Source organism: Shewanella chilikensis (assembly GCF_037953065.1).
Lineage (GTDB): Bacteria > Pseudomonadota > Gammaproteobacteria > Enterobacterales > Shewanellaceae > Shewanella > Shewanella chilikensis.
This window is the reverse complement of sequence record NZ_CP149966.1, coordinates 368,721-385,093: the sequence shown is the minus strand read 5'-3', so window position 1 is coordinate 385,093 and position 16,373 is coordinate 368,721. Positions and strand designations below refer to the sequence as shown.

General features: G+C 54.0%; 15 protein-coding genes. 1 reads left to right on the top strand and 14 read right to left on the bottom strand.

The window, feature by feature from the left end; all coding sequences use genetic code 11:
* Window positions 1-6: 6 nt before the first annotated feature.
* From mraY to mraZ, 7 genes are read right to left on the bottom strand one after another with little or no spacing between them, the layout of a single operon-like run.
* Entirely contained in the window at window positions 7-1,089 is a 1,083-nt protein-coding gene (gene mraY, locus WKR14_RS01890) for a phospho-N-acetylmuramoyl-pentapeptide-transferase (protein WP_101056267.1), read from the bottom strand.
* The gene (locus tag WKR14_RS01885; protein ID WP_420884225.1) at window positions 1,090-2,466 is read right to left on the bottom strand and encodes a UDP-N-acetylmuramoyl-tripeptide--D-alanyl-D-alanine ligase; all 1,377 of its coding nucleotides are present in this window, start codon (window positions 2,464-2,466) and stop codon (window positions 1,090-1,092) included. It abuts the gene before it with no gap.
* A complete protein-coding gene (gene murE / locus WKR14_RS01880) occupies window positions 2,463-3,932 on the bottom strand; it encodes a UDP-N-acetylmuramoyl-L-alanyl-D-glutamate--2,6-diaminopimelate ligase (protein WP_339087267.1) in 1,470 nt (489 codons plus the stop codon). Before murE ends, WKR14_RS01885 begins: the two co-directional genes overlap by 4 nt.
* Entirely contained in the window at window positions 3,929-5,665 is a 1,737-nt protein-coding gene (locus WKR14_RS01875) for a penicillin-binding transpeptidase domain-containing protein (RefSeq protein ID WP_101056264.1), read from the bottom strand. The genes murE and WKR14_RS01875 overlap by 4 nt, the downstream gene beginning before the upstream one ends.
* Window positions 5,662-5,976: a cell division protein FtsL gene (gene ftsL / locus WKR14_RS01870; RefSeq protein WP_039035250.1), complete on the bottom strand. Its 315-nt coding sequence runs from the start codon at window positions 5,974-5,976 to the stop codon at window positions 5,662-5,664. Before ftsL ends, WKR14_RS01875 begins: the two co-directional genes overlap by 4 nt.
* A 7-nt stretch (window positions 5,977-5,983) precedes the next feature.
* A complete protein-coding gene (gene rsmH, locus WKR14_RS01865; protein ID WP_165564343.1) occupies window positions 5,984-6,925 on the bottom strand; it encodes a 16S rRNA (cytosine(1402)-N(4))-methyltransferase RsmH in 942 nt (313 codons plus the stop codon).
* A 29-nt stretch (window positions 6,926-6,954) separates the two neighbouring features.
* Window positions 6,955-7,413, bottom strand: a complete 459-nt coding sequence (gene mraZ / locus WKR14_RS01860; protein ID WP_339087266.1) for a division/cell wall cluster transcriptional repressor MraZ — start codon at window positions 7,411-7,413, stop codon at window positions 6,955-6,957.
* A 568-nt stretch (window positions 7,414-7,981) separates the two neighbouring features.
* Between mraZ and WKR14_RS01855 the strand changes: the two genes are divergently transcribed.
* Complete coding sequence (locus tag WKR14_RS01855; protein ID WP_411911896.1) at window positions 7,982-8,284, top strand: hypothetical protein; 303 nt, start codon at window positions 7,982-7,984, stop codon at window positions 8,282-8,284.
* A gap of 31 nt (window positions 8,285-8,315) precedes the next feature.
* On the opposite strand, the gene WKR14_RS01850 is transcribed toward WKR14_RS01855, so the two are convergent.
* From WKR14_RS01850 to leuD, 7 genes are all read right to left on the bottom strand, one after another.
* On the bottom strand, window positions 8,316-9,896 hold the full coding sequence (locus WKR14_RS01850) for a nicotinate phosphoribosyltransferase (protein WP_339087265.1): 1,581 nt from the start codon (window positions 9,894-9,896) through the stop codon (window positions 8,316-8,318).
* Window positions 9,897-9,908: 12 nt separating this feature from the next.
* The gene (prs, locus tag WKR14_RS01845; RefSeq protein WP_165564340.1) at window positions 9,909-10,775 is read right to left on the bottom strand and encodes a ribose-phosphate diphosphokinase; all 867 of its coding nucleotides are present in this window, start codon (window positions 10,773-10,775) and stop codon (window positions 9,909-9,911) included.
* Window positions 10,776-10,927: 152 nt separating this feature from the next.
* The gene (locus WKR14_RS01840) at window positions 10,928-11,641 is read right to left on the bottom strand and encodes an NUDIX hydrolase (protein ID WP_165564339.1); all 714 of its coding nucleotides are present in this window, start codon (window positions 11,639-11,641) and stop codon (window positions 10,928-10,930) included.
* A gap of 89 nt (window positions 11,642-11,730) precedes the next feature.
* Complete coding sequence (gene glpK, locus WKR14_RS01835) at window positions 11,731-13,236, bottom strand: glycerol kinase GlpK (protein WP_286995914.1); 1,506 nt, start codon at window positions 13,234-13,236, stop codon at window positions 11,731-11,733.
* Window positions 13,237-13,262: 26 nt separating this feature from the next.
* On the bottom strand, window positions 13,263-13,733 hold the full coding sequence (locus WKR14_RS01830) for a nuclear transport factor 2 family protein (RefSeq protein WP_286995912.1): 471 nt from the start codon (window positions 13,731-13,733) through the stop codon (window positions 13,263-13,265).
* A gap of 178 nt (window positions 13,734-13,911) precedes the next feature.
* Window positions 13,912-15,258, bottom strand: coding sequence for an outer membrane protein transport protein (locus WKR14_RS01825; RefSeq protein ID WP_165564338.1), 1,347 nt, complete (start codon window positions 15,256-15,258; stop codon window positions 13,912-13,914).
* 508 nt (window positions 15,259-15,766) lie between these two features.
* On the bottom strand, window positions 15,767-16,372 hold the full coding sequence (gene leuD, locus WKR14_RS01820) for a 3-isopropylmalate dehydratase small subunit (RefSeq protein ID WP_101056255.1): 606 nt from the start codon (window positions 16,370-16,372) through the stop codon (window positions 15,767-15,769).
* Window position 16,373 lies beyond the last annotated feature (1 nt).

Sequence of the window (16,373 nt, the reverse complement as noted above, 5' to 3'; positions counted from 1 at the left end):
GACTGCTTACCTCAACTTCAGGGTGGCCAATCCCAGCAGAACCAGGAACAAAGAGATAATCCAGAAACGCACTATCACTCTGGGCTCAGGCCAACCTTTCAATTCATAATGGTGGTGTATGGGTGCCATACGGAAAATCCGCTGGCCCCGCAGCTTATAGGATCCAACCTGAAGGATGACTGACAAAGTCTCCATTACAAACACACCACCCATAATCACCAGCAAAATCTCCTGGCGTACCAGTACGGCCATGGTGCCGAGCGCAGCCCCCAGTGACAGCGAACCTACGTCGCCCATAAACACTTGCGCCGGATAGGTGTTGAACCAAAGGAAACCAAGACCGGCACCGACTATTGCGGTACAGACGATCACCAGTTCACCGGCCCCCGGCAGATGTGGAATATGTAAGTAGCTGGCAAATTGCGCGTGGCCAGAGAGGTAGGCAATAAGCGCAAACGCCGCCGCTACCATAACGGTTGGCATAATCGCCAAACCATCGAGGCCGTCGGTCAGGTTAACCGCATTGCTCGAACCCACTATAGTGAAATAGGCCAGTACTACAAAAAACAGCCCTAGCTGCGGCATCACATCCTTGAAGAAAGGCACCACCAATTGGGTTTCACCCGGCAGAGATGCGGTCGCGTAGAGATAAAAAGCCACAGCAATCGCCGCCAGCGACTGTAAAATGTACTTCCAACGGGCCACCAGCCCCTTGGGATCCTTACGAACTACCTTACGGTAATCATCGAGGAAGCCGATGAGGCCAAAGCTGCCCAGGACGAATAACATCACCCAGACATAACGGTTACCGAGATCGCCCCACAGCAAGACACTGATAAAGATCCCCGCCAGCACCAGTAATCCACCCATGGTTGGGGTGCCGCGCTTACTGAAATGTGACTCGGGGCCATCGTTACGCACCACCTGGCCTATCTGCAGCAATTGCAAACGCTCGATCAACTTTGGCCCCCACCAGAGCGCAAAGCTGAGGGCGGTCAACAACCCCAGAATCGCTCTGAAGGTCAAATAGGAAAACACGTTAAACCCGGTATAAAACTGGGTTAGATACTCCGCCAGATACACCAGCATCTACACTAACTCCCCACACCCGAAGGCTGATTTAAGGGCCTCGACCACACGTTCCATACGCATGCTGCGTGAGCCCTTGACCAATACAGTGACACTCCCTGACAACTGATTGATATATTCGATTAAATTTTCCACCAAACGCCCTTGGGTATCCAGATGTTCCGTACCAAACCCCTGGCTGGTGTTCTGGGTTAATTGACCGCAGCAAAACAGGGCATCTATCCCGGCCTCCCGGGCATACTCACCCAGCTCGCGATGCAAAAGGGGGGCATTGTCGCCTAATTCCCCTAAATCGCCCAGTACCAGAATGCGATTTCCGTGAATTTCGTGAAGCCAGTTGATCGCCGCCTTGACCGAAGCCGGATTGGCGTTGTAGCTATCATCGATCAGCTGCACCCGCCCAAGCTCAGTGGGCAGCATGCGTCCCTTGACCGGCTGCATCTGTTGCAAGCCAGAGATAATGCTTGCCATATCCAGGCCCAGCGCCAAGCAAACCGAAGTTGCCGCCAGAGCGTTGGCCACCTGATGTCGGCCGGCCAGCGGCAGCGCCAGCGAATACTCCTGCTGCTGCCAGCAAAGCGTGCAGCGATAACGCCCCGAGGCATCGGCCTGTAAATCTTTGGCCGTCAGTTCGGCTGCTGCGTCAATGCCATAGCTTAACTGACGGTAGCCTAACGCAGCCTGACGCATTACCTCGGCGTATCTGTCATCGGCATTGATAATGGCGCAGCCGTCCGGAGCCAAGTGATTGAAAATTTCGGATTTGGCCGCCGCCACACCGGCCTCTGAGCCAAACCCTTCGAGATGAGCGCTGGCGACATTGTTCACTAGGGCAACATCCGGGCGCACTATGGCCGAGGTGTAATCAATTTCACCCTTGTGATTGGCGCCAAGCTCAAATACCGCGTATTCGTGTTCAGGCTCCAGGCGCAAGGCTGTCAGCGGCACGCCTATATCGTTGTTGAAGTTACCGGCGGTGTAGAGCACCTTGGCATGTTGCGACAATATGGTCGCCAACATCTCCTTGACGCTGGTCTTACCGTTGGAGCCGGTCAAGGCAACACACTTGAGTGATACCAGGCTGCGTACCATGGCCGCCAGTTGCCCCAGGGACTGGTGAGGGTCGGCCACCAGCAGCTGCGGCACATCGAGTGCCAACTCGCGGCTGACCAGGAGCGCTACGGCGCCATTTTTGACCGCCGTTGGCGCAAACTCATGGGCGTCAAAGCGCTCTCCCTTGAGAGCGATAAATAAACCTTGGGTGCCTATATCACGGCTATCTGTGCTGACACTCTCAATCAGCTGCATTGCAGCAGTTGCCGGAATCAACTTGGCATTCAGCGCCGTGGCTATCTGTTGCAGGGTCAAAGGGATCATGCTTTGCCTCCGCTAAGTTCAAACGCCAAGGCCCGCTCATCATAGTGATGACGGCTTCCTGCCACTTCCTGATAGGTTTCATGCCCCTTGCCGGCCAATAAAATCACATCTCCCGCCTCTGCCTGGGCGCAAACCTGTTTAATGGCTGTCACCCTATCAACACAGGAGAGTGCCGCCTCGGGGCGAGTCAGCCCGGCCATGACTTCATCAATGATGGTTTGCGGCTCTTCACTGCGAGTATTGTCGCTGGTGACCATCAAGCGGTCGGCAAAAGCCTCGGCTGCACGAGCCATCAGCGGTCGCTTGCCCTTGTCACGATCACCACCGCAGCCAAAGACACACCAGAGGCGGTTGTCGGTATGCAGCCGCAGCGCCTTGAGCGCTTGCTCCAGCGCATCCGGGGTATGGGCATAATCCACCACCAGCGAAAAACCTTTTCTCGATGGGAAGCACTCCATCCGTCCAGGCACGGGCTTCAGGGCAGGTGACAACGACAGCAGCTTTTGCAGCGGATAACCCATGGCATAGAGCGCCGTCAACGCTGCCAACAGATTAGAAAGATTGAATTCGCCCAGCAGCGGAGTTTCCAGCACGCCTTTGCCTTCCGGCCAGTGGATCTCGGCGCATACGCCCTTGGCGTGATATTGAGAGTTAACGGCAACAACTGCCGCTCTGGGATCTTGCTTAATGCTATAGCCGAGCAACTTGGCCTTGGGCAATTCCTCGAACCAAGCCTGCCCTGTGGCGTCATCCAAGTTAATTACGGCGTGTTTGAGACAGGCAAACCGCATCAGCCTCAATTTGGCGGCGGCGTAAGCCTCCATGGTCTGGTGGTAATCCAGATGATCCCGGCTCAGGTTGGTAAACACCGCCACTTCAAAGGGCGCGGCTTCTACCCGTCCCTGCACCAAACCGTGGCTGGACACTTCCATGGCGCAGACGCTGACATCCATCTGCTCAAAAGCCTTGAGCTGGGCCATTACGGCCAAGGCATCACTGGTAGTATTGGTCGCTTCCTGGAGTTCACCCAGCAAACCGTTCCCCAAAGTGCCCATGACACCGGCCTTTTCGCCCAGCAAAGACACCCACTGGGCGATAAGCTGGCTGACAGAAGTCTTGCCATTGGTGCCGGTGATCCCCACCAGGCGAGGCTTGACCGCGTGAATGCCATAGAACTGGGCCGCCAGCGCCGATAGCTGCCGACTCAGTTGAAAAAAATAGATGGTTAAGCCTTGCTCCCGCTCCACCTTGCCGTGGGCATCCGGATCGTCCGTATGCAGCAAGGCAGCCGCAGCTCCCTTGTTGAAGGCGGCGGCAACATACTCCCGACCATCGGCCTGATGTCCGGGAACGGCCACGAAAAGGCCACCTTCAACCACTTTCCGACTGTCGAGACAGGGCTCGGCCACCGTCTCCGCGCCGGAGTAATGAAACCAGGGAGCCAGCAGATCCCGCAATAACATCATTCTGCTCTCCTAGGTACCTGAGCCAGTTGTACGCGAGCATCATCACTCACAGGCTCCACATTCAACATCTGCAACGCGCCGGACATCACCTTGCCAAACACAGGTGCAGCCACCACGCCGCCGTAATATCTGTCCCCTTTGGGCTCGTTGATCACCACTACCATGGCAAGCCTGGGGTTGTTTGCCGGCGCGACACCGGCAAACAGGGCAACATAGTCATCGCCATAGCCACCGGCTATCGCCTTACGACTGGTGCCCGACTTACCGGCAACCGGATAGCCTTCAATGTGCGCCCGAGTACCTGTGCCGCCCTTCTCGGTCACGCCCACCAGCATGTTGATCACATCGCGGGCCACATCCGGGGCTATCACCCGGGTGCCTTCCGGCGGTTGCTTCAGTTTAAGAATCGATACCGGGTAAAGTATGCCGCCGCTACCCAGAGTGGCGTACATGCGCGCCAACTGCAGCGGAGTGGCTGTCAGGCCATAGCCGAAGGACAGAGTCGCCCGTTCAAAGTCAGACCATCTGTGTCTGTCCTGCACCAAACCGGCACTCTCGCCGGTCAGGTTGATCCCTGAATAGTTGCCGAGCCCCATGGACTGATAGGTACCCAAAAGCTGCTGCACCGGCATTTCCAGCGCCAACTTGCTGATCCCCACGTTACTGGACTTGATCAAAATCTTCGCCAATGACATATCGCCATAGTTGCGGACATCCCGCACCTGCCGGCCACCAATACGCATCCAACCGGGTGATGTCGGGATCAACTCATCATTCTTGACGATCCCGGCCTCCAGCGCTGCCACCACCACAAAGGGTTTCACCGTCGAACCCGGCTCAAAGGTGTCTGTCAGGGCGCGGTTACGCATCCTGTGACTCTGCAAATTTTCCCGCGAGTTGGGGTTATAGGAGGGAGTGTTAACCATCGCCAGCACTTCGCCCGTGTGTACATCCAGTACCACCACGGAACCGGATGTTGCCTGGTTCATTTCGGTGGCCCGCTTGAGCTCACGGTAAGCCAACTGCTGAATACGCTGATCTATGCTGAGCACCAGATCATTGGGGCTCTCGCCCTCCTGGATGATATCCAGCCGCTCAACCACCCGGCCGTCACGGGACTTACGCACCTTCTGCTTGGAGGGAGTGCCGGTCAGCCAGCTGTTGTAGGTGTTTTCAATGCCTTCGATGCCGACATCATCAATATTGGTGATCCCGACCAACTGAGCGCTGATCTCACCGGCCGGATAGTAACGGCGTGATTCAGACTTAAGGTAGATACCGGGTAGCTTCAGTTGTTCAATATAATGCGCTACCGCCGGGGTAACCTGGCGCTTGAGGTAAGTAAAACGCTTTTTGGGGTTGGACTGCACTCTGGCCAACAGGTCATCCAGCGGCTCGTGCAATACATCGGCCAGCGCCCGCCAGCGGCGCATATCATTGAAGCCATCCTTGTCGTGAACCACCTTGGGGTCGGCGTAAACAGCACGCACAGGCACACTGACGGCCAGCATCTCGCCATTGCGGTCGGTGATAAGCCCCCGTTGCACCTGGTTGGAGGTGGTGCGCAGAGTACGCATATCACTCTCATGACGCAGTTTTTCCGGTTCTATTACCTGGATGTAGGCGGCGCGTCCCACCAGTGAGACAAACAACAGGCAAACAAAAGCCACCACCACCTGCAGTCGCCAGTGGATCAGTTGGGGCTTTTGAATCCTTTTAGCCTGTTTTCTCATGGAAGTCTCACTACCACCTCTTCATTGGGTAAGGGCCTTATCATGTCCAATTCCTTGGTTGCAATCCGGGTTATCCTACTGTGCTCCGCCTGCGACTGTTCTTCCAGTAACAGGTTGCGCCACTCGATATCCAAGCGATCTCTTTCCTGTAACAGCTTGTCCAACTCGCTGGTCTGGGTACGGCTGATGTGGCTGGTATATACCACAGCAACCGCATTCCCCAGCACCAGCATGCCCAGCAAGAGGATCCATTTGTGCTGCCAAAGATCCCGCAGCACTATACGCGCCAGATTGAGTTGCGACTTACTCACCGCCACCTCAGTAGGGCAAACGCTCGGCAATTCTGAGTACAGAACTGCGGGCCCGGGCATTTACAGCAATCTCTTCATCCGACGGTTTCAGCGCCTTGCCTATGGGCAACAACTGCCGTGAGCGATTAAGCTCAGCCTCGGTCACCGGCAAGCCGTAAGGTACTTCCTCACCTTTGCTGTGACGGCGGATAAAGCGCTTCACCATACGATCTTCAAGAGAATGGAAGCTGATGATCGATAACCGTCCCTTGGGCGCCAATACCTTCAATGCCCCTTCCAGCGCCTGATCTATTTGATCCAGCTCGCTGTTGATATAGATGCGAATCGCCTGAAACACTCGGGTTGCCGGATGCTTGTTGCGCTCTTTGTGTTTAGTGATCCTTTCGATCAAACCAGCCAGATCTTTAGTGCGTAAAAACGGCTTCTCATCACGATCGGCGGCGATACAACGGGCGATATGACGGGCGTTTTTCTCTTCACCATAGGTTTTGAACACCCAGGCCATATCTTCGATCTCGGCCCTGGCGAGCCACTGGGCCGCTGTTTGGCCCTGGCTGTTATCCATCCGCATATCGAGTGGGCCATCGCGCAGAAAACTAAAGCCACGTTCGGCATCATCCAGTTGCGGCGATGACACACCGAGATCCAGCAAGACGCCGTCTATCTTGCCCACCAGTCCCAGTTGCTCAACATAGTCAGCCAACTGGCCAAAACCGCCATGGACTATGGTGAAACGCGGATCATTGGCAAACTGTTTCGCGGCTTCAATGGCCGCAGGATCTCTGTCAATGGCAATCAGCCGCCCCTGTTCACCCAGGCGGGAAAGGATCTGACGTGAGTGTCCACCCCGACCGAAAGTACCGTCGATATAGATGCCATCTGGGCGGATATTGAGCCCGTCTACCGTTTCTTGAAGCAGGACAGACAGGTGGGCAAAGTTTTGGCTCATCACTCTCTTCTTTAATCTGGTCTCACTCATCAGAGTGAAAAATCGGCCAGCCGCTCACTGGCGGTCAATCCCTGGCTCTTAATCATCTCCAGGCTGTCGGCCAACTGCTGCTGCCAGACCTGTTCATCCCAGAGTTCGAATTTGTTCAACTGCCCGACCAACATGGTCTTCTTTTCCAAGGAGGCATATTGTCTGAGCGGCGGAGTCAACAAAACCCGGCCATTGGTATCCAACTCACACTCCTGGGCATAACCCAGCATCAGGCGTTTCATCGCCCGCTCCTGCGGTTGGAAATCAGACAAGCCGAGCAGTTTGTCGGCAACTTTGTTCCATTCGTTTATCGGATAGATCAACAGACAGGGAGATTGGATATCCACAGTGATCACCAGCTTGCCCTGATGATCGGCATGCAGAGGCTCGCGGTATCGCGTTGGCATAGCGATCCGCCCCTTGGCATCCAGATTCAAAGCACTTGCGCCGGAAAACACTTGGTTTCATCCTTGCTCAGTTAATAGATCCACAAATATCCACAAATTCCCACAGATGCTAAGTTTAGGGACAGTCAACAAGGATTGTCAAGCAATGCAAACTCGAATAAAGCCAGTCACCAAGCGGGTTAGCAGCGTGTCACAACATTTTTTGCATTAACGAATTCCAAGTGGCAAAAAGTGGTGCAAACGCACCTGTCAGGGGAAAATTTCGACACAGGTCAGGAGGATTTTCACAGTGAAAAGAAATGATTGTGGAGAAGTTTCCCAAAAATGAGCATGTGAGTAATACGATCCAGCGCAAACTTTGTCATGACTCAAAAGACCCAGAACAAAACACTAAAGGCACAGAAAAGCAGATTTCCCCCTTATAACCTAAAGCCGTCAGGTCATTCGGCGAACCGCTATTGTGAATGCAAAGAAGCAATTTATTCTTACCCCAAAAGCCCAAGGAACCAGAAACAACAATAACAGTCTAAATTTTAAACACTCCTGGCCGATAAAAGGATATAAGGCTTACAGACAATGCGGTGTTCAACTAAAAAAACACCGTTAAATCAGGGGGGACATCATGGGATTAGACAGCATTTACGCCATGTTGGCACGCCCGGTCAAAGCGGTATTTCAGCCCAAACGCGAAGTGGAGCAGGTCAAAACCACCTCCGCCATAGCGCCCGACAGCCACGAAGCCCCGCAATCGCAACTGCCTCCCGAGATAGACAAACGTGAAAAAGTCGCTGATCGCCGCAAAGAACAAAAAGGCTTTGCCCGCGAGCGGCGTAAACATAACCGCCGCCAGGAAGATGAAAAAAGGGATGAGTCCAGGGCGCAAGAAGAAGGCAAGGGTAAGATCATAGATATCGATGTCTGACCTTGCCTATGAATGTCATTGAATCAAGGCTTCACAGCTGCGCCGCCACCCGCTGGCGTATCTCGGCCAAATTGGTTTCACGAAGCAGTTTGCCATCCTCATAAACAGTTTGCAGCAGCCCCTGGGCTTCTTCAGTCACCGAAACATCGTCTCGCAGCACCAGCTCACCGTCTTGCATAACCACTTGCAGTAGCCCCTTGGCGGAACGCTTTTGGCTATCAGTCTTGGGTGCCTTGAAAATCGCCAGCGGCTCGCCGTCTTTTATCACGTGGGTCGCCTTGACTGCCGAGCCATGGGTATCTCGGGTGACATATTGATAGCTGTATGAGCCAATCCCCAGCACGACTTTGGAAGCAAAACCTTTATCCATCAAACGCTGCAGTATTTGTCGTTGACGCTCGAGCGTGATGGCATCGCCATAAATGGCACCCACATGGTTATCCAATAGCTTGTAACCCTTGTCAGTCAAGGTGCCGCCAAAAATCTCCCACAGGCACTCTATAAGCCCCTTCACCTCGCAGGCCATCAGGGTTTGGCGCTGCAGACCGATAAACTCACCATGCCAACTTATCGCCTCATAACCGTTATCGGCCGCCTTTTGCAATGCTTCATCCAGGCTGCATTCGCGGATAAGTGATTCAGGCGCCAGCTTATAACCGCTGAGAATTGTCACAGGGTCGCCGGAGTCGGGGCGGATCACCAGGGTGCCGTCACGCTCGAGGATCTCCTGCTTGAGTTCAGGTAAGTATTGAGTCACCAGAGTCCAGAAATCCCAGGTATCGGACACCACACTGAGGATTCCCTTGGGAGACTGGGTCTGCATCAGATAACGGAAGAAGGCGATCTCCCCTTCGAGGATCCAGGAACAGGTCACCGAGTGCTCGGTGGCATCCACTGAGGCGCCGACCAACTCCTTATCGACATCGGCACCATAGTACTTCTCGGCAAACAGCACCGCCGGAATGGTGTCGGTTCCAACAAAGCCGCTGGCCAAATGGCCAAAACCACTCATGGCGGCGGCCTGCTTACCGAACATGCCGCGAAAACTGAAGTCATGCCCCTGAAACGCTACCATCTCGGCGGGCAGGCCTGTCTTGTCGGCGAACTCTTTAAAGGTGCGCAGGTAAGCAACGGCCGTGGTGGCACTGGTTTGTATCGGCCAGTTTTCACAACTGAGCACGGTTTCTATCATGTTGGTCAACCAGGGGAAATCCGGATGGGTGTTGACTATAGTCAACGGCGGCACCAGATAAGGCACCAGAGTCCCCTCTTCCAGCGCCTTGATCCTCAGCGGTAAATACCCAAGGTCGTGGAGTTTTTCCAGGTAAGAGACATCGACACTGTACCCCAGCATGGCACTGAGTATGCGCTTATGGGCGGCCACGGCCTGTGCCTTGGGCTGACGAAAGAAGCAGTCCCACTCCTCCATCAAATAGCTCTTGATAAAATACTGCAGTCCAACAAAGGCAACCTTGTCATTATCCATTATGTTGGCATTGCGACCGCTGCGGGAAGTGAAGTTGGCATACACCTCGGTCACCTGAGGATGATAGGCGCGACCATGAAACTCTTTGTAGACATCCTTCTGCATTGAGGGGGCGATGATACTCATAATAAACTCCTTTTATTCAAACAGTTTCAAGGTATGCAGCTCGACAATTTGCGACTCAAACGGATGCAATGGGCACACTGAATCTGTGGTAAACACGGCATCAATCAAACCTTCCAGCGGCTCTATTCCGCGAGAAAATAGGCCATGGGTCACATAGAGTCCCACTCGGGCGGCGCCTTTTTGTTTCAAAAGCCGCGCCAGCTCGATAAAGGTTCTGCCACCGTCGCAAATATCATCCAGGATCAGCAGACTGCGGCCAGCAACATCGGCGTTCAACTCGGATGCCAATATGGCGCCCGTCGCCGGATCCCGGCGTTTACTGGCCTGAAAGACTTCGGCCTCAATCCCAGCGGCACTCAGCGCATCGGCAACCTTGGCAATCTTGTGGCTGGCACCCTTATCAGGCGCAAGCAGTGCCGCCTGGTGGGTTTGCAGCCACTGCTTCAGCTGCGCAAACTGACAAACCAACTGCGCCTGATGTACCTGCTCGGCCTCAAGCAGTTGCTCACTGACCGCCGAGTGCAGATCCCAGCAGCGGATCTGGCTGAAGCCGGCATTTCGCAGCAACCCCGTCATCACGGCGGCGGAAAAAGCCTCACCGGCGACGCAAACCCTGTCTTGGCGGGCATAGGGGAAATAGGGAAGTTGCAGTGAAACCTGAATGCCGGGGGCGGCGCGGTCCAAAGCATCTTTGATCAGCAGCAGCTGCATGATGGCATCACTGCTCTGCAACCTGGCACAGATAATCGCGCTCTGTACCTGTTGTCCATCAAAACCTGCCAGACGCACATGTTGCTCACCACCGGCAAACTGCCATTGCTCAACAGTCAACGCCTGTCTGGTCGCATCTTTGTTTACTAGCTCAATACTGATATCCATATCGCTCACCATTAAGTGTCTTATTGACACTTAATCTAAAACAGCTAGTTAGAGCAGTCAAGTTTATTTTGAGTCAAAAGGACACTTATATAAAAAGAAAAATTAAAACAATGGATAAGACAGTGGTAAACCAAAGAAGCTCAAATGACGTTTCAAGCTTCCAGGTTGCGTACAAAGCGATAATCGGCGGCTTCAGGCAATACCCGGTAGAGCTGGGGTGGGCGACCGACTTCGACCCGGCCCTCTCCACAGGGGGCGAGCACGCCGGCCTGCTCGATTCGCCGCCGGAAAGATTTCTTCTGCAGTGGCTTACCCAGAATAGCCTCGTGCACTCGCTGCAATTCGGCCAGGGTAAACAATTCCGGCAAGGCAAAAGCCGCCACCAGGCTGTAAAGCGCCTTTTGGCGTAAGCGCTCCTGTGCCAAGGTTATGATATCGGCGTGATCAAAGGCCAAGTGTTCGGGCAGCGACTGCAAGCTGAACCAGCGGCTCTCTTCAGAACCTTCCATGACGGGCTCAAGATGGGGCATCAACGCATAATAGCTGATGGTGACCGACCAGCCTCTGGGATCCCGGCGGCCATTGCCTATACTCTGTAACTGCTCCAGGTAGGGTGGCACTATCCCGGTCTTTTGCTTAAGTTTGCGCTTGGCCGAAGCATCGATATCCTGATCCTGCTGCAGATCAATAAAGCCTCCCGGCAATGCCCACATCCCTTTGCAGGGAAGCCCGGAACGCTTGACCAAGAGCACACACAATTGCCCTTCTCGTACACAGAGCAGCACGCTGTCGACACTGGTCAGCGGCAGCGGGTAGTCATGGATATTGTATTGCGCCAGATATTCGGCTTCGGTCGTCACTGTCATGGCGGGCTCACTTTGGTGTCTTTGGGGCACTATTCTGAGTCACTATTCAATGGGAGACAATAACAGCCGACAAGAAACCGCCCGGCACATCACAGTTCCTCGGTTTCATGCCAGTGGCGACAACGGTCCACCGCCTTCTGCCAACCGCGGTAATAAAGCTCCCGCCGTCCTTCATCCATGGCCGGCTCGAAGCAACGTTCAACATCGCTCCGGTGAGAAAGCGCTTCCACCGAGTCCCAGAAACCACAGGCAAGACCGGCCAAAAATGCCGCTCCCATGGCGGTAGTTTCGGTCAAGGCCGGCCGCAGTACCTGAGTATCTGTGATATCGGCCTGGAACTGCATCAGGAAGTCGTTACTCACGGCGCCGCCATCCACCCTCAGCTGCTTGAGTGCAACCGCGCTGTCTTTACTCATGGCATCCAGCAGATCCCGGCTCTGATAGGCGATGGATTCCAGCGCCGCACGTATGATGTGGTTGCGGTTTACGCCGCGGGTCAATCCTTGCAAAGAGCCGCGGGCGTTGGCGTCCCAGTAAGGGGCTCCCAGCCCGACAAATGCCGGCACCAGATAAACCCCATTGGTATCTTCTACCTTGGAGGCAAAGTACTCTGTGTCCTGGGCATCACGAATAAGCCCCAACTCGTCCCTCAGCCACTGTATGGTCGCGCCGCCCATAAATACCGAGCCTTCCAGCGCGTATTGCACCTCGCCCTTGGGGCCTACAGCCACGGTTGTCAGCAACCCATGCTCTGAGCGCACCGCCTTGTCACCTGTGTTCATCAGCAAAAAGCAACCTGTGCCATAGGTATTCTTGGCCATGCCGGGTTCGACGCACAGCTGGCCGAACAGCGCCGCCTGCTGATCCCCGGCCATACCGGCGATAAGAATTTCACTGCCCTCACCGGCAATCCGGGTTGTGCCATAAACAGCCATCGACGGCTTGACCTCGGGCAACAACGAAGCTGGGATGTCCAGCGCCTGTAACAGGGTCTGATCCCAGCATTGTTTGTGGATGTTGTAGAGCATGGTGCGCGACGCATTGGTGGGGTCGGTCACATGTACCTTGCCCTCGGTCAGCTTCCATACCAGCCAGCTGTCGATAGTGCCAAAGAGCAACTCGCCTCTTTCGGCCCGCTCGCGGGCACCCTCGACATTATCCAGCAGCCACTTAATCTTGGTGGCCGAAAAATAGGGATCCAGTAACAAACCTGTATTGTCGCGGACATAGTCCTCCAGCCCCTCGGTCTTGAGCTGCTCACAGATCTCCTTGCTACGCCGGCACTGCCAAACAATGGCGTTGGCAATCGGCTTACCTGTGAGCTTATCCCAGATGACAGTGGTTTCCCGCTGATTGGTAATGCCGATGGCCGCCACTTCGTCACTGTGGATCCCGGCGCGGGCAATAACCTCTATCAGTGTCGAACTCTGGGATGCCCAGATTTCCATGGGATCATGCTCGACCCAACCCGGTTGCGGGTAGTGCTGACTGAACTCTCGCTGGGAGACGGCCACGATATTGGCCTGCTGATCGAAAATAATCGCCCGTGAGCTGGTAGTACCCTGATCCAGGGCAATAATATATTTCTTTTGCACGTGAAAGCTTTCTTGGGTTGGCTGAATTAATTTTGTTGCCAAGGCTGATCGCCCCGGGGTAAGCCGATTTCCGCTTCGGGAATATCACACTCCTGCGCCGGGTAATACCAAACGGCGGCAATCTTATCGCCCCTCAAGCTATAAACGCCCATATTACATTGGCTATTTTGCTCGCCATCCTGCTGCCAGCTGACCTTTTCCAGGGTGCTGACATAGTTACCCGAGCTCAGCGAGCCAAGAATACTGGCCTTGGCCCCCGGCAAAGTTTGAAAATAGTCGGTCATAGCCGCGCCCAATTCCGCATGCCCGGAAGCCTGTCTGTCGACCTTGGTGATGCTGACATTAAACCAAGTCACCTCTTCCGTGGTTTGCGCCAACATCAGCTCAATCTTTTGCTCATTGAAACCTTGAATAAACATACTGACAGGATCTGACTCGGCAAAACTCGGCATTGAAATCAGTGAGATAGCACTGGCAAACAGAAGTGGATATTTCATGGGCTTATTATTCTTTTGTTGGCAATAGCATGAATATAAGCCCTGAGACCGGTCACGCCAAGTATAAAACAGCCTTAGGTCTAACCTTGGTGACCATCAAGCCGGTCTGGCCTACCTGACAGATATGAAAAAGCCCCGCTCGGCGGGGCTCTTGTCTCATTCCTTGGCCGGAATGGTATTACATCTTGTAGGTCACTTGCAGACCCGCCAACCAGACGTGGCCGCTGGCATCGCCCTGGAAGGCAACCTGAGCCAGGCCCATCAGCTCCTGAGTCTCGTTGATAGGGGCATCACCGTGGGCGCGGATATAGGTCAAACCCAGATCCACTGTCAGGTTCTTGCTGGGCGCATAACCGGCACCGACACTGAACCAGAGACGGTCGGTATCTGGAATAGTGATGGTACGGTATTCATCGTCAACCGCAGTCTTATCCAAGGCCACACCGGCACGCAGCAACCATGCGTTGTTCAACTGGTAGCTGGTACCCAGAGCAAAGCGCCAGTTGTCTTTGAAGTTTTCTTCCTTAACCAGATCGGATTCCAGGCCACCGACAGGCTTCTGCTCGCCGGGGAAATACGCCACCAGCTTGTTGAACACGCTCCAGTCGGTCCAGTTGATGCTGGCATGCATCGCCCAGTTGTCAGTCAACTGATGGTAAGAAGCCAGCTCGGCAAATGCCGGCAACTCCAATGGCAGGTAACCATCAACCTCGGCATTACCGCCTGTATAGACCAGGCCGCGCGCCTGACCGTCCAGATCCAGCTCAACGTGGCTGTGATAGGCGATGCCCAAGCGATGATCAGGGTTGATCTGCCAGCTGGCACCCACTTGCCATCCATAACCGAAATCATCGCCTTCCAGATGCTTAAGCTCAGTGCCGGCGGCAGGCAAACGCGAAGTCACCTCTGCAGGCAAGCCAGGGATGGCACGAACACCTTCAATCCAGCCGGGAACCGAAGCACCGATTTCACCGTCACCATATACGCCGCGCAAACCGGCACCCACAGTGAAACGCTCATCAATACGGTAAGCGATATTGGTATTCAGCTCTACTGTGGTAATGGCTGTCTTGTTACCGAATATGGAGGCGGCATGGGCGGCCGGCAGTTCGGTAGACAAACCATAGTTGGAGTTCAGAGCCAGGCCCCAGGTCCAGCTGTCGTTGAGCTGGTTGGAGTAATAGAAGTTAGGTACTGCAGCATTATCGGCCACATCGAGCGCATCAGCATTCATTGTGATAGGTTGCGGCAGCAAAGGCGATGCCAGCGAAACCCGCCCCGTGGCGTCAACGTCCGGCATCACATAGATGGCACCGGCAGAGATCTGTCGACCTTCAAGATAGCTGAGCATGGCAGGGTTACGCCCCTGAACCGCTGGGTTATCGGCCATGGCCGCTTCACCGGCGAAGGCACGTCCAAGTCCGGTTGCGGAAGATTCCGCCAGTTGGAAACCCGCCGCTTGTACCTGAGTCGTTGCACCCACAAAGCTGGCCGCAATGGCGACAGCAATAAGTTGTTTCTTCATTGTTATTCTCTGCCTATTCATTTAGCAATTTCTAAATAGAGTAATCACTCCATTTTGTTGCGGCGCAGTTTACTAACACAGGATATCTTTGCAAGCAGAAGGCAAAAAACAGAGTAAAACACCACAAAAATCACCACTCAAAGACAGAAAGGTGACCAAAATCACTTTAAAAGTGCTTAAAACAGAGAGTAAATGGCATTAACGTTTGCTGAAAAGGATTAAAAAACCACAACAAAGTCATTATAAATTATTGAAAAATAACACACTTAAAATAAAAACCCATAAAAACACTTGTTCACTTAATTTAAACCAGACAAACAGCATAAATCACTAAGTATTCAAAGCTCTAGTCTGCCGCCCTATAGATAAAACAATCAAATGGTTGTTTTTAAATGACAAATTCTAGTTTAAGACGGTCAACATACTTGTTTGGAACACAAGAGAGCAGCCCAGTTACCAAGCCACTGGTCTGCTCTCGTACAAGTGTACGCTGAAACAACAGGCAGGATTAGGCACGCCAGCCCGGTAGCCCGGCTTCATAATCGGCGATGGCCTGCTCATGGGACAGAGTCAAGCCGATGGCATCCAGTCCATTGAGCAGCTTATGACGGGCAGATTCTGCCAGTTGAAATGCAAAGCGTTTCCCGGAGGGTGAAACAACCTGGCACTGCTGCAGGTCGACCTTGATTTCACTGCCTTCGGTCGCCGCCACCTCCTCAAACAACTGCTGCACCTCAGCGGCCTCAAGGATCACCGGCAATAAGCCATTATTGATGGCGTTGCCGTAAAAGATATCGGCAAAGCTGGGCGCAATAATCACCCGCAAACCATAGTCGGCCAGGGCCCAAGGCGCGTGTTCACGGCTGGAACCACAACCGAAGTTTTCCCGCGCCAGTAAAATAGAGGCTCGCTGATATCTGGGCTGGTTCATCACAAAGGCAGGATCCGGCTGCTCACCGGCATCATCCAGATAGCGCCAGTCGTGAAAGAGATGGACACCGAAGCCATCCTTGGTGACCTTGGACAGAAACTGTTTGGGGATGATCTGATCCGTATCCACATTGGCGCTATCCAATGGCACCGCAATTCCCTGATGAATAGTAAAAGCCTGCATT

Bases quoted from the DNA above. Each gene is read 5' to 3' on its own strand.
- mraY (WP_101056267.1), bottom strand. From the start codon at position 1,089: ATGCTGGTGTATCTGGCGGAGTATCTAACCCAGTTTTATACCGGGTTT.
- WKR14_RS01885 (WP_420884225.1), bottom strand. From the start codon at position 2,466: ATGATCCCTTTGACCCTGCAACAGATAGCCACGGCGCTGAATGCCAAG.
- murE (WP_339087267.1), bottom strand. From the start codon at position 3,932: ATGATGTTATTGCGGGATCTGCTGGCTCCCTGGTTTCATTACTCCGGC.
- WKR14_RS01875 (WP_101056264.1), bottom strand. From the start codon at position 5,665: ATGAGAAAACAGGCTAAAAGGATTCAAAAGCCCCAACTGATCCACTGG.
- rsmH (WP_165564343.1), bottom strand. From the start codon at position 6,925: ATGAGCCAAAACTTTGCCCACCTGTCTGTCCTGCTTCAAGAAACGGTA.
- WKR14_RS01850 (WP_339087265.1), bottom strand. From the start codon at position 9,896: ATGAGTATCATCGCCCCCTCAATGCAGAAGGATGTCTACAAAGAGTTT.
- prs (WP_165564340.1), bottom strand. From the start codon at position 10,775: ATGGATATCAGTATTGAGCTAGTAAACAAAGATGCGACCAGACAGGCG.
- WKR14_RS01840 (WP_165564339.1), bottom strand. From the start codon at position 11,641: ATGACAGTGACGACCGAAGCCGAATATCTGGCGCAATACAATATCCAT.
- WKR14_RS01830 (WP_286995912.1), bottom strand. From the start codon at position 13,733: ATGAAATATCCACTTCTGTTTGCCAGTGCTATCTCACTGATTTCAATG.
- WKR14_RS01825 (WP_165564338.1), bottom strand. From the start codon at position 15,258: ATGAAGAAACAACTTATTGCTGTCGCCATTGCGGCCAGCTTTGTGGGT.
- leuD (WP_101056255.1), bottom strand. From the start codon at position 16,372: ATGCAGGCTTTTACTATTCATCAGGGAATTGCGGTGCCATTGGATAGC.